General features: G+C 49.2%; 18 protein-coding genes. 15 read left to right on the top strand and 3 right to left on the bottom strand.

Features of this window, described 5'->3' with window-relative positions:
• Window positions 1-516: 516 nt before the first annotated feature.
• From ACGCCZ_RS14160 to ACGCCZ_RS14100, 13 genes are all read left to right on the top strand, one after another.
• Window positions 517-2,583, top strand: a complete 2,067-nt coding sequence (locus tag ACGCCZ_RS14160; RefSeq protein ID WP_054323765.1) for an elongation factor G — start codon at window positions 517-519, stop codon at window positions 2,581-2,583.
• Between the two features lie 298 nt (window positions 2,584-2,881).
• Window positions 2,882-3,409: a hypothetical protein gene (locus tag ACGCCZ_RS14155; protein WP_143255200.1), complete on the top strand. Its 528-nt coding sequence runs from the start codon at window positions 2,882-2,884 to the stop codon at window positions 3,407-3,409.
• A 61-nt stretch (window positions 3,410-3,470) separates the two neighbouring features.
• The gene (locus tag ACGCCZ_RS14150) at window positions 3,471-4,022 is read left to right on the top strand and encodes a hypothetical protein (RefSeq protein WP_085531396.1); all 552 of its coding nucleotides are present in this window, start codon (window positions 3,471-3,473) and stop codon (window positions 4,020-4,022) included.
• 354 nt (window positions 4,023-4,376) lie between these two features.
• On the top strand, window positions 4,377-5,063 hold the full coding sequence (locus ACGCCZ_RS14145; protein WP_054323762.1) for a DUF4830 domain-containing protein: 687 nt from the start codon (window positions 4,377-4,379) through the stop codon (window positions 5,061-5,063).
• Window positions 5,064-5,227: 164 nt separating this feature from the next.
• On the top strand, window positions 5,228-5,941 hold the full coding sequence (locus tag ACGCCZ_RS14140) for a pseudouridine synthase (RefSeq protein WP_085531398.1): 714 nt from the start codon (window positions 5,228-5,230) through the stop codon (window positions 5,939-5,941).
• 228 nt (window positions 5,942-6,169) lie between these two features.
• Entirely contained in the window at window positions 6,170-7,282 is a 1,113-nt protein-coding gene (locus ACGCCZ_RS14135) for an ABC transporter ATP-binding protein (RefSeq protein WP_411656361.1), read from the top strand.
• Window positions 7,283-7,492: 210 nt separating this feature from the next.
• Window positions 7,493-8,578, top strand: a complete 1,086-nt coding sequence (locus tag ACGCCZ_RS14130; protein WP_054323759.1) for a PucR family transcriptional regulator — start codon at window positions 7,493-7,495, stop codon at window positions 8,576-8,578.
• A gap of 351 nt (window positions 8,579-8,929) precedes the next feature.
• Entirely contained in the window at window positions 8,930-9,622 is a 693-nt protein-coding gene (ftsE, locus tag ACGCCZ_RS14125; protein ID WP_085531402.1) for a cell division ATP-binding protein FtsE, read from the top strand.
• Entirely contained in the window at window positions 9,609-10,565 is a 957-nt protein-coding gene (gene ftsX / locus ACGCCZ_RS14120; protein ID WP_411656360.1) for a permease-like cell division protein FtsX, read from the top strand. Before ftsE ends, ftsX begins: the two co-directional genes overlap by 14 nt.
• Complete coding sequence (locus ACGCCZ_RS14115) at window positions 10,555-11,796, top strand: murein hydrolase activator EnvC family protein (protein ID WP_143255201.1); 1,242 nt, start codon at window positions 10,555-10,557, stop codon at window positions 11,794-11,796. Before ftsX ends, ACGCCZ_RS14115 begins: the two co-directional genes overlap by 11 nt.
• Window positions 11,797-11,994: 198 nt before the next feature.
• Complete coding sequence (locus ACGCCZ_RS14110) at window positions 11,995-12,159, top strand: hypothetical protein (protein WP_153802343.1); 165 nt, start codon at window positions 11,995-11,997, stop codon at window positions 12,157-12,159.
• Between the two features lie 59 nt (window positions 12,160-12,218).
• Complete coding sequence (locus ACGCCZ_RS14105) at window positions 12,219-13,583, top strand: murein hydrolase activator EnvC family protein (protein ID WP_411656359.1); 1,365 nt, start codon at window positions 12,219-12,221, stop codon at window positions 13,581-13,583.
• A gap of 364 nt (window positions 13,584-13,947) precedes the next feature.
• A complete protein-coding gene (locus ACGCCZ_RS14100) occupies window positions 13,948-15,372 on the top strand; it encodes a S41 family peptidase (RefSeq protein ID WP_411656358.1) in 1,425 nt (474 codons plus the stop codon).
• A gap of 249 nt (window positions 15,373-15,621) precedes the next feature.
• Here ACGCCZ_RS14100 and ACGCCZ_RS14095 read toward each other — a convergent pair whose 3' ends face one another.
• Complete coding sequence (locus tag ACGCCZ_RS14095) at window positions 15,622-17,175, bottom strand: TasA family protein (RefSeq protein ID WP_411656357.1); 1,554 nt, start codon at window positions 17,173-17,175, stop codon at window positions 15,622-15,624.
• 776 nt (window positions 17,176-17,951) lie between these two features.
• Between ACGCCZ_RS14095 and ACGCCZ_RS14090 the strand changes: the two genes are divergently transcribed.
• Together ACGCCZ_RS14090 and ACGCCZ_RS14085 are read left to right on the top strand one after the other, a co-directional pair.
• A complete protein-coding gene (locus tag ACGCCZ_RS14090) occupies window positions 17,952-18,374 on the top strand; it encodes a GtrA family protein (protein ID WP_085531415.1) in 423 nt (140 codons plus the stop codon).
• 63 nt (window positions 18,375-18,437) lie between these two features.
• Window positions 18,438-19,820, top strand: coding sequence for a glycine--tRNA ligase (locus ACGCCZ_RS14085; protein ID WP_411656356.1), 1,383 nt, complete (start codon window positions 18,438-18,440; stop codon window positions 19,818-19,820).
• Window positions 19,821-20,070: 250 nt separating this feature from the next.
• On the opposite strand, the gene ACGCCZ_RS14080 is transcribed toward ACGCCZ_RS14085, so the two are convergent.
• Both ACGCCZ_RS14080 and ymfI read right to left on the bottom strand, forming a co-directional pair.
• The gene (locus ACGCCZ_RS14080) at window positions 20,071-21,195 is read right to left on the bottom strand and encodes a DUF3298 and DUF4163 domain-containing protein (protein WP_411656355.1); all 1,125 of its coding nucleotides are present in this window, start codon (window positions 21,193-21,195) and stop codon (window positions 20,071-20,073) included.
• Between the two features lie 698 nt (window positions 21,196-21,893).
• Entirely contained in the window at window positions 21,894-22,616 is a 723-nt protein-coding gene (ymfI, locus tag ACGCCZ_RS14075; protein ID WP_054323830.1) for an elongation factor P 5-aminopentanone reductase, read from the bottom strand.
• Window positions 22,617-22,628 lie beyond the last annotated feature (12 nt).

The raw sequence follows: 22,628 nt of genomic DNA, 5'->3' as shown, positions 1-22,628 counted from the left end.
AGAGGATGTCCCTCTCCTATGAATCTAAAATTCATAGTTTTGGGACACCCTCTTTTTGATTAGGCACCGAAAAGGCAAGAAAAAACCACCAGCTGAACTTGTGAACAGCTCCAGCTTGTGCGGACCGTACAAAAAGCCCCTATGTAGGAAATATTGTGTTTTAAACGGAGAGACGTCGCGCAAGCGGCGCCTCTCCCGTCTTTAACTGGATGCGCTCGTGTTGTTGCTTTTTGTTGCATTCTGCGCATAAGAGGAAATGGCCTCGTATGGAAAGACGGTTCTTTCCGGGGAATCCTCCTATTTTCGCACATTTAGCCGAAGCAAAGAACGCCGTTTGTGTAAAATATACAGAGGCATATGTGGAATTTATAACTTTTGGAGAAAAACTTTTGCGTTCTACTCGGTTTATTTTTGCTTTTTGGCTTGTAATGTTTGTGAGAATACGATATAATTGTTATTAATTTGATTGAACAATTGTAAAGTTGTACCAATCAACCCCTGAAAGGAGTTTTTAAGGTGAAATTGTACAATGCAAAAGATATTCTGAACATTGCAATCGCGGGGCATAGCGGAGCGGGAAAGACTTCCATCGCGGAGGCGATGCTTTATCTTTCCGGTGCTACAGACCGTTTTGGTAAGGTTGGCGAAGGGAATACCGTATGCGATTATGACCCGGAAGAAATCAGAAGAAAGACAACCGTCAGCGCGGCAGTTGCCCCGTTGGAGTGGAGAAATCATAAGATCAACCTATTGGACGCCCCCGGCCTGTTCGATTTTGAAGGCGCAATGTGTGAAGCCGTGCGCGCAGCAGATTCGGTTTTAATCGCAGTTTCCGGCAAGGATGGCGTCAACGTGGGTACAGAAAAGGCAGTGGCAGCGGCGGATTCCCGCGGGCTGGCGAAGATTTTCTTTGTCAACGGCCTGTGTGATGAGAGCGCACGTTTCTATCGTGTGTTTGAGGATCTAAAGGCCAGCTTTGGCCCCTCGGTCTGTCCGGTAGTTGTCCCATACATTGAAGATGGAAAAGCGAACATATACATCAATATTTTGGAATATAAAGCATACGACTACTCCAACGGAAAACCCGTCGAAGTGGCAATGCCTCCCATGGGTGACCGTCTGGAGGGCCTGCGCACAGCAATCTATGAAGCAGTGGCGGAAACCAGCGACGAGATGTTTGAAAAGTACTTCTCCGGCGAACCGTTTACGCCGGAAGAGGTCATCGTTGGTGTCAGTAAAGGTGTCAAATCCGGCGCCATCTCTCCGGTGTTTTGTGGCGACGCGCTCCTGATGCGCGGCATGGAGCAGTTCTTGGATGGCTTGACCTGGTTGGCGCCCTCGGCGCTTGAAAAGAGCGGCGAGCTCGCAGCGGATATCGACGGCAATCCGGTTGAGCTCTCCGTCAATCCGGACGGGGCAACCGCAGCCATCGTCTTTAAGACCATCGCAGACCCGTTTGTCGGAAAGATGTCCTTCCTCAAGACCATCTCCGGCAAGGTTGCCACGGATGCACAGCTGATGAACATGCGTACAGGTAATATCGAGCGCATTGGCAAGACGGTCATGATGCGCGGTAAAAAGCAGGAGGAAATGAGCTGCATTGCAGCCGGAGACATCGGCGCGGTGCTCAAGCTGGGGAACGTCTCCACAGGCGATACGCTGTGTTCCCCGACGCGCAAGGTCACATTGGATGGAATTACCTATCCGGTTCCGACGCTTTCCATGGCGATTATGCCCAAGAAAAAGGGCGAGGAAGATAAAGTCGCCCAGGGTCTATTCCGCCTGATAGAAGAAGACCCGGTTATTAAATTTGAGAACAATGCAGAAACCCATCAGATGGTTATCAGCGGTTTGGGCGAGCAGCACTTGGATGTAATCGTCTCGAAACTCCGGACAAAATTCGGGGTAGAGGTCACATTGGAGCAGCCTCGCGTGCCGTACCGTGAAACCATCCGCAAAAAGGTTCAGGTGCAGGGCCGCCACAAAAAGCAGACGGGTGGCCACGGCCAGTTCGGCGATGTTTGGATCGAGTTTGAACCCTGCGACAGCGAAGGGTTGGAGTTTGGCGAGCGCGTTGTAGGCGGTTCTGTTCCGAAAGGGTACTTCCCAGCGGTCGAGAAGGGCTTGCAGGATTGTATCGCTCATGGCCCATTGGCTGGTTATCCAGTGGTAGGCTTGCGTGCGACGCTGTACGATGGCTCATACCATCCGGTGGATTCTTCGGAAATGGCATTTAAGACAGCGGCTTCGCTCGCTTATAAGGCGGGTATGCCGCAGGCAGGCCCGGTTCTACTGGAACCGATCGGTACTCTGCGCGCAACCGTCCCGGACGCCAACATGGGCGACATCATGGGCGAAGTCAACAAACGCCGCGGGCGTGTGTTAGGTATGGAACCCGCAGGCCCTGGCAAACAGACCGTTGAGGCAGAGGTTCCGGTGGCGGAGATGCACGATTTCTGTACGTTTGTCCGCCAGGTTACACAAGGACGCGGCAGCTATACGTTTGATTTTACCCGTTATGAAGAAGCGCCTGCCCAGGTGGCCCAAAAGGTGATTGAGCAGGCAAAGGCGGATGCAGAATAAAGATGATACCATGTTTCCCAAAAGGGACCCTGTGAAGTGAAAGTCTGCCCTCTGGACGGATGGTTCGTATTTTTACAGAAGGTTTGCTTTGATGGGAAAAAAGAAGGCGTGTTATGACAAATACAGGCAGTTGTGCTGGTTTTGGCGGCCAGCTCAACTGCCTTATTTTTTGCCCAAATTTAACATAGAAAAAATATCCTTTTAACGGAGGCCTACTATGCTATATATCGGAAACAGATCCAGCTGTTCGCAGAGAAGGAACGGCTTTATACAATTGGCTTTCGAAAGGTTGTTTACAATGGAAGAGAAAAAGACAAGCGCCCATAAAAAAGGGCTTTTCATCGCCGTGGGGATTTTATGCATGCTCCTACTGATGGGAGCTGGCGTGTTTACTGGAATGCACTATCAGGAATGGATGGACGCCCGCTATGCGGAAGCAGAGCGAGTTACACCTGAACTGGACGATGCCGCTCAGGATTGGACGGGCGCCGCGCCGCCGAGCAAAAACGGAGAACAGCAGGGCATCAAAATTCCAGGATACGCCTCAATTTCCATTCCAGCAGGGGAAACAGATGCAAAAATTCTGCTTTTAAATCCGGAGGAAAACCCGTGCTATTTTTCCTTTGAACTGATTCTGGACGAGACCGGTGAATCGCTATTCACCTCTAAGATGGTGGAGCCCGGAAAGGCCATTCAGGAGGAAACACTCTCCCGCGCCCTAGAAGCGGGGGAATACGATGCAACTATTAAAATCAGCACCTATTCCTTGGATACCAATACCCAAATGAATGGCGCCAATGTAAAAACCAAACTTTTGGTGGGATGATGTTTACTTTTATCCACTTGTGGGATATTTGTATAGATGACAAAAAATGGAGGAAACAATCATGAAAAAAACGTTGGCTTTTTGTCTAGCGGCTATGATGGCCGTGGGGATGACGACTTCTGCCTTTGCGGCGGAGAGGTCGATCACTCCGGGAAATGTGATCTTTGACCAGGATACGGACGGGGCCGCTTCTGTAAAGCTGGAGTATAATGCTGTGACAGAACCTACCTATACCATTACGATTCCACAGGGTGTACAGCTTGAAAAGGGTGGAAGCACGTCTACTTTTAAGGCAGAAGGTGTTTCCAATTTGGATGGCGGAAAAGTCGTTTTGTCCATTACCAGTACCCGCAAGCCCGGCATGCCGGAAGATTGCCCAGATTTCGCACTGTATCGCGGCCACAATTATATTCCCTACAAAGTGCAGGGTTTCTACAAGGACGGTTCTTCCCGTGTAATCAGTAAACTTAATACAGAGTTGATGTCCTTTGATGAAGATGGCGAATATCGCTACAAGGTGATTCCTTCCAAGGTGGTCCCGGAGTCCGGCACTTATTGGGGCAACATTACCTTCCAGTTCGACATTGTGGAAGCGGAAGAGTCCGATAAATAATCCGAGTGCAGGCATACCCGTAAGATGAAATTTCGGCATAGTTTTGGGGCGGAATTTTACCGTTCCAATAGAGTACCGGCATCCGGGTGGCCCCTTTTGTAGACTTTTAGTTTGAATCCCAGGCGCATGCTTGGAATCCCTCTGAAGGGGAATCCCCTTTTGGCTTTTGAAAATCTTCTTTTTTGAATCTGTATGCTCCCCCCGAAGTGTCCTGTCCGGGTTCCCGCCGGATTGGGCACTTTTCTTTTGTATGGATTCCTCCAATATGACCCTGGCCGCCAGGCATGTTTCCCCAAAAGGATGCATATCCATTAGGGATGAAAAAGCGGCAACCGCCGCGGGGAGGGATTATTTGTGTTTGTATGTTCCATAAAGGCAGGAAAGAAACGATGGATAATTGTAGCGCTGGCGGTGATTTTGGCAGCTGTGACAGTCTTTTTGGCAGCTGGAAAATGGAATGCCGCGGCAGGAACCGGTAATGAGAAAGGATATATTTGTACGGCATCCACAAACGATGAACGCATCGCGTTTTTGGCACAATTTGGCTGGCAAGTGAGCTCGGAACCACTGGAAATTCGAGATGTTGCGATTCCGAATCCGTTTGACGAGGTATACACGAAATACAATGTGTTACAAAAGCAACAGGGGTTTAATTTGGAACCTCTAGCCGGAAAGGTATGCCGCCAATGGGTCTATGAAGTGACCAATTACCCGGCCGATACGCCGGTCCATGCCAATTTGTTGATTTATGAGGACCGTGTGGTGGGCGGCGACATCTGTTCTACAGAACTCAACGGTTTTATGCTTCCGTTTGATGGGCAAGACAGTGGTTCCCAGGGAATGGCTTCCTCTTCTGCAGTGAGTAATGCCGCTTCGGGAGGTACCGACATTTCACAGCCGGTGGTTTCCTCGCAGGAACCCGGTTCTTCACAGGCGCCTGTTTCGTCGCAACCGGCCGCCTCTGTGCAGCCTCCAGTTTCCTCCCAACCCACTCAAGCATCTTCCTCGGAGATTCCTGCCAATGCCTGGCCGACGGATTAAACAAATAAAAAGGGACAGCACAGCGTCGAAACCGTTTTTCGACGCTGTGCTGTCCGGTTCGTCCAAGATCGGCGGAGGACATAGAAAATCGCCCGGAAAGAACGATTGTATTCGCGCAGGAAACCCGATATAATAGAGGCATTAAAGTGGATGGATGTGAAAACATGCCAAAGGAACGATTGGACAAGGTATTGGCTTCGCAGAATGTCGGAAGCCGCAAGGAGTCGGGAGCGCTGATCCGGCGTGGTACGGTGGCAGTCAATGGTACGGTGGTACGGCAGGTGGACTGTAAGGTGGACCCGGAACAGGATGTGATCTCCGTGCAAGGCCAGCCGCTCCACTTTCAGCGGTTTCATTATATTATGATGAATAAACCGGCCGGGGTACTGTCTGCGGCGCGGGATTTCCGTCAAAAGACCGTGGTGGATCTACTTCCGCCGGAACTGAAATGTCGGGGGTTGTTTCCTGCAGGGCGGTTGGACCGCGATACAGAAGGGCTACTTTTGTTGATGGACGATGGAGATTTTGCACATCGCATGCTTGCGCCTAAAAATCATGTTTATAAACTCTATGAAGCCAGGCTCGATCAACCGGCCACCATGGAAGACGTACGGATTTTTGCAGAGGGGGTTGAATTAAGCGACCGGACCTGCCTCCCAGCGGAGCTTTTGCTTTTGGGGGGCCAATGCGTACAGGTGCGCATTTGTGAAGGTAAGTTTCATCAGATCAAGCGCATGTTTCATGCGGTGGGAAAAGAGGTTGTGTACCTAAAGCGGTTGCGCATCGGCGCCTTGGATCTGGACCCGGCGTTGCAGCCGGGACAAGCCCGACCGTTGCTTCCTGAAGAGCGGGAGAAGGTCTTTTGTTTGGAAGATTGACAAAATTTTGGGGTTGAATTTGTCTTTTAGCGGATTTTCATAAAGGCATTGTTGCATTTTTGGGTAAAAAACGCCTGTTCAAACGGAAATGCATCTGATATGATTAGGACTAACCTGCTTTTCAAGATGAAAAAATGGATTCGTTGATTCACATTTTATTGCCGTGTAAGTCAACGATTTTTCATCGGATAGAAATAAAGCCAATCGCTTTTTGGAGGAATATGAACTATGGCGAACGTATCATTGAGACATGTTAGTAAGACGTTCAAGAGCGGTGTAACAGCGGTTCGCGATTGTACAGTGGAGGCTAACGACGGGGAATTTCTGGTTGTGGCCGGCCCGTCAGGTTGTGGAAAATCGACCTTGCTGCGGATAATCGCCGGTTTAGAAACACCGGATGAAGGCGAAATCTACATTGCAGATACAATGGTAAATCTGCTGTCCCCACAGGAGCGGGATGTCGCGATGGTTCTGCCGAATCATGCTCTGTATCCGGAGTTGAGCGTCCGGGAGAATATGGCATTCAGCCTTAAAATGCACCGGATACCCGAGGAAGAGGTCGAACGGCATGTGCAGGAGACTGCGGAAATTCTTAAGATGGAAACGTTGTTGGATCGCAAGCCCAGCACTTTGACCACTTCGCAACAGCAGCTGGTGGCGCTTGCCCGTGCAATGGTGCGTGGCCGGAAGGTCTTATTATTGGATGAACCGTTTGCCAACCTGGATCGCAAACTGCGTGCAGAGATGTGGAAAGAACTCCGTGCGCTCCATAAGCGCCTGGGCCTGACAGTTCTCTATGCGACGGAAAACCAGGAAGAGGCAATGGCTCTGGGCAACCGGCTGGTTGTGATGAAAGAAGGGTTTGTACAACAGGTGGGTACACCGGAAGAGTTGTACCATTCGCCGGTCAATCAATTTGTTGCAGGGTTCCTGGGGGACCCACCGATGAATGCGATCAATGTTAAGGTGGGAGACGGCGGTGCAGACTATACCTTTGCATTTGGAAAGAATACGGTGCGTATGCCAAAGGAATGGGATAAGCTCGGCGCGTTACAGGAATATCTGGGGAAAAATGTTGTTTTGGGGATACGCCCCCAAGACGTACACGACGACCCAGCCCTGGTGGAAACCCTGCCCAATGGAATGGTGGATGCAGAGGTGGAAGTGATGGAACCGGTTGGCGGAGAATTCTATCTCTACCTGACATGTAGTGGCCATTCGGTTACAGCGAGTGTGGATGCGGACGCTATGCGGCAGAGCGGGGAACAAATTAAAGTTGCATTTGATATGGAAAAAATCTATCTCTTTGACGGGGATACAGAACATACCATCTGGCGTTGAACAGGATTTTTATACCAGTTTGAGGCTTTTCTGGAAATATGTTCCACGCAAATATGAACAAATTGTAAATTGCGCGGCAATTTCCACAAAAAATTTTTTTATTTTGTGATATATAGTTGAAATGTGTGCTGCTTTTATGTAAAATATATGTAGCCTTTCTATAGAATCAATCATCAAGATTAGCAAATATAGATAAAGTGAGGGAGCAGCATGTCAAACAGACTATTTCAAGGGGTTATTCACCAGATGAGGGATGCCATCGACCGCACCATTGGCGTGATTGATGAAACTTCCGTTATCATCGCCTGTAGCGAGCTGGGACGGATCGGCGAGGTCAATGATAGCATTACCGCCGATGTGTTGGCTGCACCGGGAACCTTTGTGGTGAATGGCTACACTTACAAATCCTTTGGCAGCAGGCCGAGACCGGAATATGCGGTGTTTGTCTCTGGTTCTGACCCGGAGGCCAGCCGGTATGCATCGCTGCTTGCCATCTCTCTAAGTAGTATCAAACAATACTATGATGAGAAGTACGACCGCAGCAACTTTATTAAGAACGTCATTTTGGACAACATTCTTCCGGGCGACATCTACCTGAAGGCGCGGGAACTGCGGTTCAATTCCGATGTCAGCCGGGTTTGTATGTTGATTAAGATCACGAACAAGTCCGACATTTCGGCTTATGATGTGATTCAGAACTTGTTCCCGGATAAGAACAAGGACTTTATCATCAACATCAACGAAACGGACATTGCTTTGGTCAAAGAGATTCGTGCAGGGATTGAGCCAAAGGACCTGGAAAAGCTGGCTGGTTCCATTGTGGATACCCTTTCCAGCGAGTTCTATACCCACTGCGTGGTTGGCATTGGCACCATTGTGACCGGCATCAAGGATTTGGCCCGTTCCTTTAAAGAAGCGCAGGTTGCGTTGGAGGTCGGCAAGGTCTTTGACACGGAACGTGCGATTGTCAGCTATGACAATCTGGGTATTGCGCGCCTGATTTATCAGTTGCCGACGACTTTGTGCGAAATGTTCCTCAAGGAGGTCTTTAAGCGCGGCTCCATCGAGTCCTTGGATCATGAGACCCTGTTTACCATTCAACGCTTCTTTGAGAATAATCTGAATGTTTCGGAGACGTCTCGTAAACTTTTTGTACACCGCAATACGTTGGTCTATCGTTTGGAGAAGATCAAAAAGATCACCGGCTTGGACCTGCGCGAATTTGAGGATGCCATCGTTTTCAAAGTGGCTTTGATGGTCAAAAAGTATCTTTCTTCGAATCCGGTCAAGTTCTAATTGCACGATTTTTGTCGAATCCTATTGGAAGCTCTAAAAATTACAAAAATATTACAAATTGTTTCTTCTTTAGAATAATAAATGCAGCACCCGTTGGTATTATGTAAACACGCCAATGGGTGCTGTTCTGTATGTCTGTAGCAGCTTTTGGGAGAGAAAATTTGGAATCATACAGCGCCCAATTTGTGAAATCGGAAATACAGGGAAAGCGAAAGATCGCATTCGGATAAAAATTACCGTGTGTTTTGCGGACCTTTGCGGCGCTTTTTACGGATGGAATTGCGTTTGATGGGATGGAACGATCCCACGCATAAGGCCAGTGGAACACCTATGGGCTTTGGGAGAGAGAAAATGATTGAGTTTAAAAATGTGAGCAAAACGTACAGTAATGGTACGCATGCGCTGCGAAACGTCAACTTGACGGTGGAGGACGGCGAATTTGTATTCATTGTGGGCTCCTCTGGCGCAGGAAAGAGTACGTTTTTGAAATTGATTATGTGTGAAGAAATGCCAAACGAGGGCGAAATCATTGTCAACGATACACATGTTTCCAGCCTAAAGAAACGTGAGATTCCATATCTGCGGCGCATGATGGGCATTGTCTTTCAGGATTTCCGCTTAATCGACAATATGACGGTTTATGAAAATGTGGCCTTTGCGATGCACGTGATCGGGGCCACACAGAGCGAGATCAAAAAACGAGTCCCTTACATATTGAGCTTGTTGAACCTGCAGGATAAGCAAAAATGCCGTCCCAATGAACTCTCTGGCGGCGAACAGCAGCGTGTCGGCCTTGCAAGGGCCCTTGTGAACAATCCCAAGCTCATCATTGCGGACGAGCCAACGGGGAACATTGATCCGGCGCTCTCGTTTGAGATTGTCGATCTGCTCAGCGAAATCAATCGCCGTGGGACCACTATTCTGATGGTGACGCATGAACATACCTTAGTCAAGCACTTCCACAAGCGCGTAGTAGAAATCCATGACGGCCGTATTGTGGCCGATACAGCTTCAATGGAGGTGCAGCAGGATGAACAGGAATAAAACCGTACATACCTCCAAAAAGAAGACCGGGTCGCGGCTTTCCAGCCTGGGGTATCTGTTGAAGGAGGGCGTCAAGAATATCTGGAGCAACCGCACCATGAGTTTTGCCTCGGTTGGCGTGTTGGTGTCCTGCTTGCTGTTGACAGGGGCAGCGGTGCTTTTCTCAATGAATGTGGATGTGGCGATGAAGTCATTGGAGGGAAATAACTCCACAACCGTTTACCTACAGGAGGGCTTGCCCACACTGACCAGCCTCAAGGTGGGGCAGGAGATCAAGCAGCTGGACAACATCGAAGAATGCGAATTTGTCTCTAAGCAGGATGCTGTACAGAATATGTTGGACATGTTGGGCGATGATGGGACCGTTTTGGAAGGGCTTCTGGGAGATGAGAACTTTTTGCCGGATGCATTCCAAATCTCTATGAAGGACTTAAATTTGTACGATGAGACAGCGGCGCAGATCAAGGCGATCAACGGCGTGGATGAAATTATCGATTATTCCGACATAGCAGAACAGCTTACCGATCTGGACAATTTGGTGACTTCGGCGGGATTTTGGATTGTTCTCATCCTAAGCCTAGTATCTCTGTTTATTATCTCCAATACGATCCGTGTGACGATGTTTTCCAGGCGTTTGGAAATCAGCATTATGAAATCAGTCGGTGCGACAAATTGGTTTGTTCGTGTACCCTTTATTGTAGAGGGTGTGATTATTGGTTTGCTTTCCGGCGGAGTGGCCAGCGGGCTCTTAATCTTCTTGTATAATAAGTTGGTGGCCTCCATTGCATCCATTCCGCTGTTTTCGCCAGTGGACATCGGCCCGATGGCTTGGCGGATTACATTGATCTTTATGTTGGCGGGTTCCTTGTTTGGCGCATTGGGTGGCCTGATTTCTTTGGGCAAGTACCTCAAAAAAGAAGGAGGAGATTTGGGTGGTCTGTAAAAAAAGGGGACTGAAGGTCTTTTTGGCGCTGGTTCTGGCGTTTTCCATCTTCTGCGCACCGGCTCAGATGCAGTTGCATGTGGATGCGGCGTCGTCCGATCAGCTTTCCGATTTGCAGCAGAAGCAAAAGGATTTACAGCAGCAAAAGCAGGAATTGGCGAAACAGCAAGCACAGACCAACCAGAAATTGGCCAGCTTAAAGGCGGACAAGGAAAAACAGCTGGAATATAAAAATACATTGGACGAGCAGATGGAAAATTTGCAAAGCCAGATTGCCGTTTTAAACGAACAGATCGACACACTGGACCAGAATATCACAGAAAAGACGGCGCAAATCGCCGATAAACAGGCGGACATTGATTTCAACTATGAGCAGTTAAAAGAGCGCCTTTGTGCCTTGTATAAGACCGGCGAGGCAAGCAATTTGCAAATTTTATTAAATTCTGAAAACGTGATGGACTTAGCAAACAAGACGCATCTATTGAAAATTATTACCGAGCATGATACCGAGCTGATCAACACGCTTAAAGAAGAGATGCAGGCGATTGCAGACGAAAAAGCAGAGATCGAGCAGAACCGCCAGGAAGTCGCCGCGGCAAAGACCGAGTTGGACAACAAGCGCAATGAATTGGGCGAGTTGGAAAGCGAAGCGCAGCGTGTGTTGGATGAGTTGACTGCCAACGAACAGTCCATGCAGTCGGAGAGCAACAGTTTGGCGGCTCAGCAGAAGAAGATTGAGCAGGAGGAAGCACAGGCGGCTGCGGAGATTGACCAGTGGTGGGCAAATTATTATGCGTCCCAGAACGGAGGACAGAGCAGCAGCGGGAATACGACAACCCCGGAGAGTTACGTCGGCGGCCAGTTTACATGGCCGGTCCCGGGGTATACGCACATCTCATGCGGTTATAGCAGCAGCCACAAGGCGATTGACATCAATCGGACCAACGGCAAGAGCATTTCCGGCGCACCGATTGTAGCGGCGAATGGTGGCAAAGTCGTGGTAGCAGGCTGGCACTACAGCTATGGGAACTATGTGATGATCGATCATGGCGGCGGGTACTCGACGTTGTATGCCCATGCGAGCAGTCTAGCTGTAAGCAAGGGGCAGCAGGTCAGCCGGGGACAGACCATCGCCTATGTCGGCAGTACGGGCAATTCGACCGGGCCGCATCTTCATTTTGAGATTCGTGTCAACGGTGTGCGGAAGAACCCGTTTAATTGGTTCTCCTGATTGGTACGAGGTGGAATGAGACAGGCATGTCCTTTAGGGAAAGACCCCTAGCTTTGTGGAGGGGGCCCCATTGTTTCCTGTGAAGGGAATGGATGGAATTTCCAGTGGGGCATGCCTGTTTGAGACTTTTCGGAAGATATAAAGGGGACAGAGTTTGGTGTTGCTTTTGAGAAAAGTAGGGCAAAGGGATGGAGAACGATGCCCCTGATAGGCATGGGGATTCCTGCTGCGAAAGATGTGGTTTTACCCTATAGCCCTGCCATCGAGAACCCATTGGACGCCGGTTCTGTTGTATGCATTTTTCGCTGGAGCTTGCAATGGATGCTGTTTTTTGCCTATATTCGAATTTGTACCAGCTTGTGAAATCGCGTGAAAACGGGAACTTGTTATGGAAAAATTGAGATTATTTAGGGAGGAAATCCATGAATCAAGCGAAGAAGGCCCGGCGAATCGCCGCAGCCTTGGCAGTAGCAGTTTTGCTGAGTACCTCCATGGGGACGCTTTCGTGCGCCGATGCGGCGGTATCGGACGGAGAATTGGACGCGCTTCAACAGGAACAGCTGGAACTACAACAGCAGCGTGAAAAATTGGAGCATGACCAAGCCGAAAATAAAGCAAAACTGGATCAGTTGCGTGCGGACAAGACACAGCAAGAAACCTATAAAGCGGCGTTGGACAGCCAGATACAAAATGTGCAGCAACAGATCGATGTCCTGAACCAGCAGGTTACATCTCTGTCCGCCGGCATTGAGGAACAGACGAGCCAACTCTCCGACAAACAAAAGGAGATAGACACAACATTTGAGGAGTTAAAAAAACGCCTTTGTGCGCTCTATAAGACCGGAGAAGCGAGTACGCTGCAAATTCTTCTGAGTTCCCAAAATGTGATGGATTTGGCCAATAAAAGTTATCTGCTCCGGAGTATTACAGAGCACGATATGGCGTTAATCGACGGATTAAAAGAGGAGATGCAGGAGATTTCAGCGGAAAAAGCGAAGGTCGAGCAGGACCGTGCCGACCGATTGGAAGCGAAAAATACATTGGATCAAAAGCGTACCGAACTGGGAGTTCTTCAAAGTGAAGCGCAGAGCGTTCTGGATGGAATTGCCGGACAGGAGCAGGGCATCCTTGCGGAAGGCAGTGCGCTTTCCGCAGAAGAGCAGGAAATCCGGCGCAGAGAAAACGAAGCGGGCGACCGGATTGACCAATGGTGGGCGGACTATTATGCAGAACAAAAGCGCCAACAGGAGGAACTGAAACGGCAGCAGGAAGAAGAACAGCGCCGGCAGGAGGAGCAAGCCCAACAAAATCAGGGACAGACTCCGAGTGCAGAACCGGCCGAAGAACCAGAGCAGCAGCCTGCGGTGCCGTCAGATGAGAGCAATGCTCCAGTGGACTATGTAGGCGGACAATTTGCCTGGCCGGTTCCGGGGTATACACATATCTCCTGTGGATATAGCAGTGACCACAAAGCGATTGACATCAACCGGACGAACGGCAAAAGCATTGATGGCGCGCCAATTGTAGCGGCGAATAGCGGAAAGGTTGTCAAAGCGGGCTGGGATAACAGCTATGGAAACTATGTGATGATCGACCATGGCGGCGGATATTCGACCTTGTATGCCCACGCCAGCAGCTTGGCGGTGAGTACCGGACAGCAGGTGGATCGGGGACAGACCATCGCCTATGTGGGGAGTACAGGCGACTCCACAGGGCCGCATCTGCACTTGGAAGTGCGGGTCAATGGTGTCCGTCAGAATCCCATGAACTGGTTCTCCGCGGGGTGACATCCTTTAAAATATAGGGTTCCAAAGGCTTTCCTATGGAAGAAGTACCTATGATCCACGTGTGTGAAAGTGGGCAAAAGGAGTGCGGAAGGAGCCGAAATTCCGCAGAGGAGTTTTTTTCGAGTATGAAACCCTATTTTGGGATATGCTTGTAAAAGAAGAAGGAACACAGGACCTTTCACGGAGGAAATGGCGTAAAATTTACATTTAGCGGTATAAATAGGAATAGAAATCCGGTATGATAAGAAAAGGATGCTGCACATTGGCGAAATTTGCCATGGCAAGCCTCGGTTTCTTTTGGATTAAAAAATGTAGATCCAGACTGAAAGATGGGAAAAACCTGCATAGTAAGGAATGATCGGTGATGGGTAAAAAAATATCTCTGGGAGCAGCAGTCGCCGTTGCTGGAATTACAGCAGCGGTAACCGTATCCCTGACTTATGTATACGCAATGAACAGCTTCAACGACAAGGTAGCAGACGTCAATGAGCGGCAAGCTATGTACACCAAGCTCAGCGAAATCGACCAGAAGGCGCGCCAGGATTATATCGGCCAGATCGATGAAACAAAGCTGACCGATGGAATCTGTGCGGGCTATGTTGCAGGCTTGGGGGATCTACAGGCGCAGTATATGTCGGCTGAAAAGTATAAGACCTACCAATCGGGAACAGCGGGAAAAGATGTCGGTGTTGGCATCAAGACCATTATGGATGAGGATGGCAACATGGAGGTGATCCAGGTGATCCCCAACTCGCCGGCGGAAAAAAGTGGGATTCGCAAGGGCGATACCATTGTTTCCATGGATGGGAGGGAGATTGTCCGGATCACATATGGAGATGCACTGAACCGGCTCGATGGAACAGCGGGAACCACGGTGACCTTTGGCATTTATCGGGAAGCTGCCCCATTGGAAACGGATACAGAAGATACATCTGCCAGCAGTGCGACTTCTTCGGGGGCAGAACAGCAGGGGGAAACCCTGGAGATTACCGTCACCCGGGCGGAGTATACCAAACAGAGCATTACCTCTACAGTCATCAATGGCAATGTGGGATACATCAAGATCTCTGAATTTAACGATAGCAGTATCGAGCAGTTCAATTCAGCGCTTTCGGCCTTAAACAAACAACAGGTGGCAGGGCTGGTGATCGATCTGCGCAACAATTCCGGCGGAAGCATTGAAGCGATGGCGTCCATGTTGGATACGCTGCTGCCAGCCGGAAATTTGGTGACGACACAGGATAAAACAGGCAAAACGACCGTTGAATATACCTCTAAGCCCAATGAGATTGCACTGCCAATCAGTGTGATTGCGAACGAAACAACCTTTGGAGCCGCGGAAATTTTTGCCGCGGATATTAAGGAATTCAAGAAGGGCTTGGTTGTAGGGCAGACTACGGCGGGCTATGGAACAAAAGATGAGGTGATTCCTCTGTCCGACGGCTCTGCGATTGTATTGTCTGTGGCAAATTATCTGACTCCAGGGGGTTCTGCGTTCAACGGAACCGGAATTGCGGCAGATATTTCTGCGAAATTGACCGAAGAACAGATGGAATTGTTGGCGCGCGACCAGTTAGAAAACACTGAGGATGCACAGCTACAGGCTGCTGTAAGCGCTCTGGTGCGTCAAGGAGCGGCGGTTGCAGAAATTCCAGGGACACAGAATGCGCAGGGAACCGATGCGATTCCGGAGGAAGGTGCTACACAGGATACCTCGTCTACATCTGCGGCCTCTGCTCCTGTTCCGCAAGAGGAAGCAAGCAGTTCCCCCAGCAGCACAGCGGGATAAGTTTTTGTGCCGAAATAAAGGGCGAGAGACTTTTGGAAAGGCCTCTTTGGATAGGTTTTTGCAGAGGACGAGGCATTTGGAAAGGGTTACACCCTTACAGATGAGGGGGTTACCCATCGCTCGATTCATTTGAAATTCAAAATCCTCTCCACAGAATTTTCTGTGGAGAGGATTTTTTGATTGTAAATATCGACTTGTCAATTGTCCATGGGATAGTGATTTTGCCGTGGGATGAAGCTGCGATTATGCTTACGGCATTTGCTCTGCTGGAAGGACTTCAATCCCTGCGGAAGATCCACTGGCAACAATGACCGGATATGCAGTATCCAAAACCTTGCAGCCGTCTACTTCGGCGTAGTCCTCCAAGTGTCCAGCGAAATTCCCTGCATATTCTTCTTTTCCCTCGTCTGGGACAATTGCCCCTTGGTTGGAGCATCCGGAGATCGAAAGCGAGACATAAGAGCCAGTATTGATGGAACTACCTAAAACACCGCCGAGGTATCCCCAGCCTTTGATTGTGCCATAATTGTGGCAGTTGGTGATTTCGTTTGAGGAAACACCTGTTGCGCCCACGATCCCGCCAGCGCCGCCGGACGGGCCTATGACCTTTTGTACTGTGGCATAGTTCTTGCAATTTTCGACTGTGCCACCGTATACATATCCAGCGATTCCGCCGACATTGCTGTAACCGGTAATGGTTGCGTCGTTTACGGTCAGGTTCTTGACGGTCGCCCCACGAATATAGTTGAATACACCCGCGTAATTCCCAGTGGTTGAATCTGGGCGGTTGATTGTAAAATTCTTAATGGAATACCCTTGGCCGTCATACGTTCCGCCGAAATAATAATTGATGTCTGCACCAATCCCAGGAAATTCATGGCCGCCCAGGTCAATATCTGCGACTTGAATCAACTCTTTATTTGAAAAGTGTTCCCGGTCCTGCCAAGAGTCATGCTGGGTATTTACCTGCTGTGCAACCCATGCCAACTGCGAGCCGGTTGCAATCTTATAGACGTTTCCCTCCGGGATAACAGGCTCAACACTTTCTCCGTCCCAAACTTCTTCGGAAGGTTCCTCTGCAGAGACGGTGTCGGGCTGTACAGCCGATACAACCATTTCTCCATGGAAGTGCTTTGCCTGATATTCATTGCCAACCGTTTCCCCCGGTAACCATGCAGCTACGACGTAGTCCGTGCTGGCGCCGGCTGCCAGCGTTTCGGGAAGCAGATATGTAACAGCCTGTCCATCCTTCCATACAACAGCCTGCGTGCCGTCGGAACAGTTGACCGGAACAAGTGCGCCCTCCGCATCCTGCTGATAGAGCAACAACTGAAGAACGTCTGCCAAACTGTTGTCGCAGGCAGCCTGCTTTCCTTCATTCTTTACCCCGCCAGAACCGTTTTCCACAATCTGCGGCAGATTCGTCTCACTACAGGGACCCGAGCTTTCTACAGAGAGAGACACCCGCATGGGAAGACTACCTGCGTTTTCAATGTGGATTTTGTGAAAATATAGAGGCAGGTTATCTGCAAGATATCCATCCGCTACGTCTTCAAGGTTTCCTACCGGAGTTCCATTCTGGAAGCTTGCTTCAAGCTGCGCCAAGGTGAGAGGGCGCAGGTTGGTGTAATCGATGGCTCCTTCTTCATTTGGGTTTTCCGGGGTCAGAATCGCATCCAATACGCCTGCGGAGAAATTCGCTCCCGTCTTTTCTGTGTCGGTGAACCATGCAAACGATGCCCCAACCAGCAGACAGAACACCAGGAGAACCGAAACGCCGGACAACACAATTCGTCTTTTCATTTACACATACCTCCTACTAATTGGTTTGTTATAGCGGCAGTCGTTCGGCTGAAGGCATCTATCCATATAGGGAAACATCCGAGGTCCGCCGTGTTCCTTTCATTCTAACGTATGTTGTTTATAAATACAATGTTTTTTTCAAAGAACAGATTTCTTTTTAGTGCAATATATATATATATATATATATCGAGAATATTATTTGTCGAATAATCTAAAAATTAATAAAAATAGAATCCTTTCTATGAAAAATGGTTTATCCTTGTCAAGGGCCTTACCTATATTTTATAGGCCACCGGGGTTAATCAATATGGCAGTTGGCTGGATTTGCCGATTAGGGAAACAAGGCAGATCCCTTTGACCATTCGCTTTACTTGCGCATGTGCGGTATAGGTAACCCCGGCACGCCATCTTGATTACTTCCTTTGCTTGTCTGCATTCAGCACAGGTAAATGCGGCAAACCATTTTGATAATTAGCTGGGCATTAGTCTATACGTGACATAGGCTAATCTGGCACATTATCTTGATAATTTGCCTATGGAGGCCAGTAAGGCAGATTATCAAGACCATTATGACATGCATTTGCATATATCCGATCGGCAAATCAGTCTAACCAATATGGTGGTTAACCATATGGCCCATTAGGCAAACAAGGGCAGATGATCTTGCATAGCTCAAATCGAAGTAGGGGACCCATCGGAAGAAAAAGCGAAAATCCGCCTTGCAAGCTAGCGGATACAATGTTAAACTATAAGAATACGAAAAGGATGGGATTTGCGTGGAAAGACTGAAAAAAATCGTACGGTTTTTGACTACACCGGAAATGCTTCTATACATATTTTTCGGGGTTTTAACCACGGTGGTCAATATCCTGTCCTTTGGGTTGCTGCGGGATGTCCTGCGATGGCAGCTGTTGACGGCCAATACACTTGCGTGGGTACTTTCGGTCGCGTTTGCCTTTCTGACAAACAAGGTGTTTGTCTTTCGAAGCAAAAGTTTTGCCGCGAAACAGGTTTTGCGGGAATTAACTTCCTTTGTGGGTGCGCGATTGTTTTCCCTCGCGGTGGATACCGCGGGCATGTGGCTGCTGGTAGACGTTCTCACCTGGAACGACTGGCTAGCAAAGATCCTTATGAACGTTATCGTCGTTGTAATCAATTACGTGTTCAGCAAGCTGTTTATCTTTAGACGACCGCAGTAGATTGCATTTCCCAAAAAGAATCAACGGAGCGCAGCCAGCGCCCCGGACAATGGAGGATTTTACATGTTAGCAACGGAAAAGACCATGGAAAAAATCGTGGCACTCTGCAAAAGCCGCGGCTTTGTTTACCCGGGCTCTGAGATTTACGGTGGCCTCTCCAACTCTTGGGATTATGGTCCGCTCGGCGTGGAGTTCAAAAATAACGTCAAGCGGGCATGGTGGAAAAAATTTGTCCAGGAGAGCCCCACCAATGTCGGGTTGGATGCAGCCATTCTGATGAATCCTGAGGTTTGGGTAGCTTCCGGCCATGTAGGAGGGTTTTCGGACCCACTGATGGATTGCCGCGATTGCAAGACACGCCATCGTGCGGATAAATTGATTGAAGATTATACCGGCCAACCAGCGGATGGGTGGAGCAATCAGCAGATGATGGACTTCATCAAGGAGCACGACATCAAGTGCCCCAACTGTGGTTCTGCCAACTTTACGGATATTCGCCAGTTTAACTTGATGTTTAAGACTTTCCAGGGTGTGACAGAGGATGCAAAGAATGAGTTGTATCTCCGCCCGGAGACGGCGCAGGGAATCTTTGTGAACTTTAACAGCATCCAGCGCACTACGCGGAAAAAAGTACCCTTTGGCGTCTGTCAAGTCGGCAAGAGCTTCCGCAATGAGATCACCCCTGGCAACTTCATCTTCCGCATCCGTGAATTTGAGCAGATGGAGTGTGAGTTTTTCTGCAAACCCGGCACCGATCTGGAATGGTTCGAATATTGGCGTGGATTCTGCCGCGATTGGCTCCTCTCTCTCGGCATGACAGAAGAGAATATGCGCCTGCGCGACCATGAAAAGGAAGAGCTTTCTTTCTATTCCAAGGCGACGACGGACATCGAGTATTTGTTCCCATTTGGATGGGGAGAGCTGTGGGGAATTGCAGACCGCACGGACTATGACCTCAAACAGCATCAGGAACACTCCGGCAAGAGTCTGGAGTATTTCGATCAGGAGGCCAATGAGCGTTACATTCCCTATGTGGTGGAGCCGTCCCTCGGTGCAGACCGTGTGGCGCTGGCCTTCCTTTGCGATGCTTATGACGAAGAAGTGGTGGATGCGGAGAAGAAAGATACCCGTGTCGTGATGCATTTGCATCCGGCGCTTGCACCGTTCAAGGCGGCTGTGCTGCCTCTTTCCAAGAAGCTGAATGACAAGGCGCAGGAGGTTTATTCAAAACTGACCAAGCACTTTATGGTGGATTACGACGACGCGGGGTCCATCGGCAAGCGGTACCGCAGGCAGGATGAAATCGGTACGCCGTTCTGCATTACCTATGACTTCGATAGTGAGACCGACGGTTGCGTAACGGTGCGCGACCGCGACAGCATGCAGCAGGAACGTGTAAAGGTTGACGATTTGGTCCATTACATTTTGAAAAAAATTCAATTCTAAGAAGGAAGCTGAGTACGTGTCCAATGGATGGTTATCCTCTTAGAGCTACAAGAGGAGGATGCCCCCAAACTACGAATCTTTGGATTCATAGGAAAGGGGCATCCTCTTTCTGTTTGGAAAAACATCTGCGTTTCTAAAAAAAGAGGGTATCCTTCCGTCATGTCATGACTTTTGGGACACCCTCTTTGTAGTTATGGTATTTATAAAAGATTTCTTTAATAGGCGAATGCGGAAGAATGTTTAACCATTATCAGTCCTTGATCGTGTAAATCCGCAGAATGTCATCCGGCCCATAAGCAACCAGATGATTGGCATCATCCGGCGCGAGCGCAAGAAAGTCGGTCAAAGTCATAAAAGCGCCCCCGTTTGCGTAGGTGATCGGATATTCCTGACTGTCGATGATACAGACTTGATTTTTTACCGTGGCCTCCATTCCACAAAGACGCGCAGTTTCTGGCATTGGGAGCAATACGGCGGTATTCCCTTCAGAGCCAAGCATCATATTCCGGCCGAGTTCCGTATCCTGACCATTCGCCCGGATGGTTCGGCGCGCTGACATAGAATGTAAAGCGACCGTTGTATCTGGCAAGGAAACCAATGGAATCGGGACGCGCACAATTCCAACCGCATAGGGCAATACATCGTATGGCTGGAAGTAGACGACCAGGTTCTCACCTTCCAGATAGTAGGAATAATCCCCGTTCAGCGCTTGAATTGCTTGGGACGCGGAAGGATAGAGCGATTGATCGGCATCGTCCGGAAGAATCCCCTTTAAATAAGAGAGGATTTTTTCAGTAACTTCCGGGATCGCTTCTTCGGGATTCCGAAAGAGATCGCGGAAGGCATAGAATTCGCCCGTCTCCGGGTTCAAATTGTAAGAGCAAACCCAGTTCATCCCATGTGCGCCGCCGGTGTAATTCTCATTGGTCAACCAGACTGACAGGAGACCGTTTTCCTGATAGTCGAATACGCTTTGATAGAACAGAGAAGAGGTAGCGCCGGTTTCCGCGCCACTGTTCGCAATGGAGCGGAGCTCCGCGATACTTTCCTGTTGTTCCTGTTCGATTTTGGCATTGAGCTCGTCCGCTCCAGAAAAACCGGAGAAGTGCGGAGAGGCAATTTTGACCTGAATATTTCCTTCGGTCTGATTTTGGATGGATATGGCCGGCGCAGGAATGGTGGCCTGAACTTCTGGAAGCGGAGCTTGTGAAGAGCCGACAATATCGGGCTGAGAGTCAGAAACGATGGAAGAACTCTGGGAAGAGGATGTTGAGCTGGAGGATTCCTCTCCATTTGGGGAACAACCGCTTGCAGACAAGCAAAGACAGACCGCAAGCATCGCTGTACAGGCACGCAAAAAAGCGATATATTTCATAAAGATTCTCCCTTTGAGACCGCCATAAAAACGGAGTTTGTCCAAATTAAGCTGTATTTATTATAAGGGATTTTTGACAAATCGCAATAGAAATGACATAATTGTAAGCTTAGGTTACAAAGCCTTGCAGTGTCCCGGCCAACAACACGCAGATCGATGTCGATCACTATTTTAAGCGTCCGTATTCGAATCCACATCCTCTGTATGGAGGATGACGGTTGACAAGGTTGTTTCGGATTGTCGATAGGAATCTAAACAGTTCAGATCCGTTGATATACCCAAAAGGAAAAACCATAATTCACATGGCCTTTCCCTATGGGGAAGTGTGTGATTCAGAACCGTATAGCTTGGTCAAGATACCTTCATCCAAACGATTTGTAAAAGCAATGACATGCGGAGGCGTTCCCACAGGCCTAACGCAAAACGTATTTCAATCCACACCGCTATGAAACGGTGACAGCAATCATCATTTTAACCGCATCGATGATATAATTTATTTCAACCCTCGCGCTCTTATGAACGGCGACTGGCAGAAGACTATCGCTACAGGAAATGAAAAGGGAAGTTCCTTTGCCCGTGCTTAAACAACAGCGATTTACAAAGCTAGGCCACTCGCTCTTTCTAAAGCCGTATGGCCGCGAGACGACTCTTTGGCAGGGACCATCCATCCTCCCGGACAGGCTTCCTTTCCTTTGGCCTTAGATAATCATACCTCCATTGACGCCTAAGACTTGGCCGGTGATAAAGGAAGCGCGGCTGGAAACAAGAAAACGCACAGCGTCGGCGATATGGGCAGGTGTTCCCAGAATTTCCAAAGGGGTTTCCTCTCGCAGGCATTCCAGCGTTTCTACCCCCAACAGGGCATTCATGTCCGTCTCGATCACTCCGGGGGCAATGCAATTGACACGAATATGGGAAGGCCCCAGCTCTTTTGCAAGCGATTTTGTCAGCCCGATTACCGCTGCTTTTGCAGCGGAGTAATGGACTTCGCAGGAAGCGCCGACCTGCCCCCACATGGAGGATATGTTCACAATAACGCCATCCTTCTGGCGGATCATGTGCGGAAGCGCCAACTGGCAGCAGTGGAAAACACCCTTCACGTCGACTGCGAACATGTGGTCCCAGTCCTCTTCTGTCAAATCGGTGAATAGTTTTTGTTGGGCAATTCCCGCATTGTTGACCAAAACATCCACATTTCCCACAGCAGCAAACATCGCTTCCGCCTGAGAACGATCGGAGACGTCGGCACGTACGGCCAAATGGGGCAGATTTGTCAACTGTTGTAACTCCTGACAAAGCGTCTCTGCGGCCGTTTGATTGGTATGATAGTTGATGGCTACCCGATAACCATCTGAAGCCAATCCCCGTGCAATTGCGGCCCCAATTCCACGGGAAGCTCCTGTTACAAGTGCCGTCTGCATGGTCACTCCATT

The organism is Anaeromassilibacillus sp. SJQ-1 (assembly GCF_046693725.1).
In the GTDB taxonomy this organism is placed as follows: Bacteria; Bacillota; Clostridia; order Oscillospirales; family Acutalibacteraceae; genus Anaeromassilibacillus.
The sequence above is the reverse complement of the archived record's forward strand: the minus strand, read 5'-3'. Positions and strand labels throughout refer to the sequence as shown.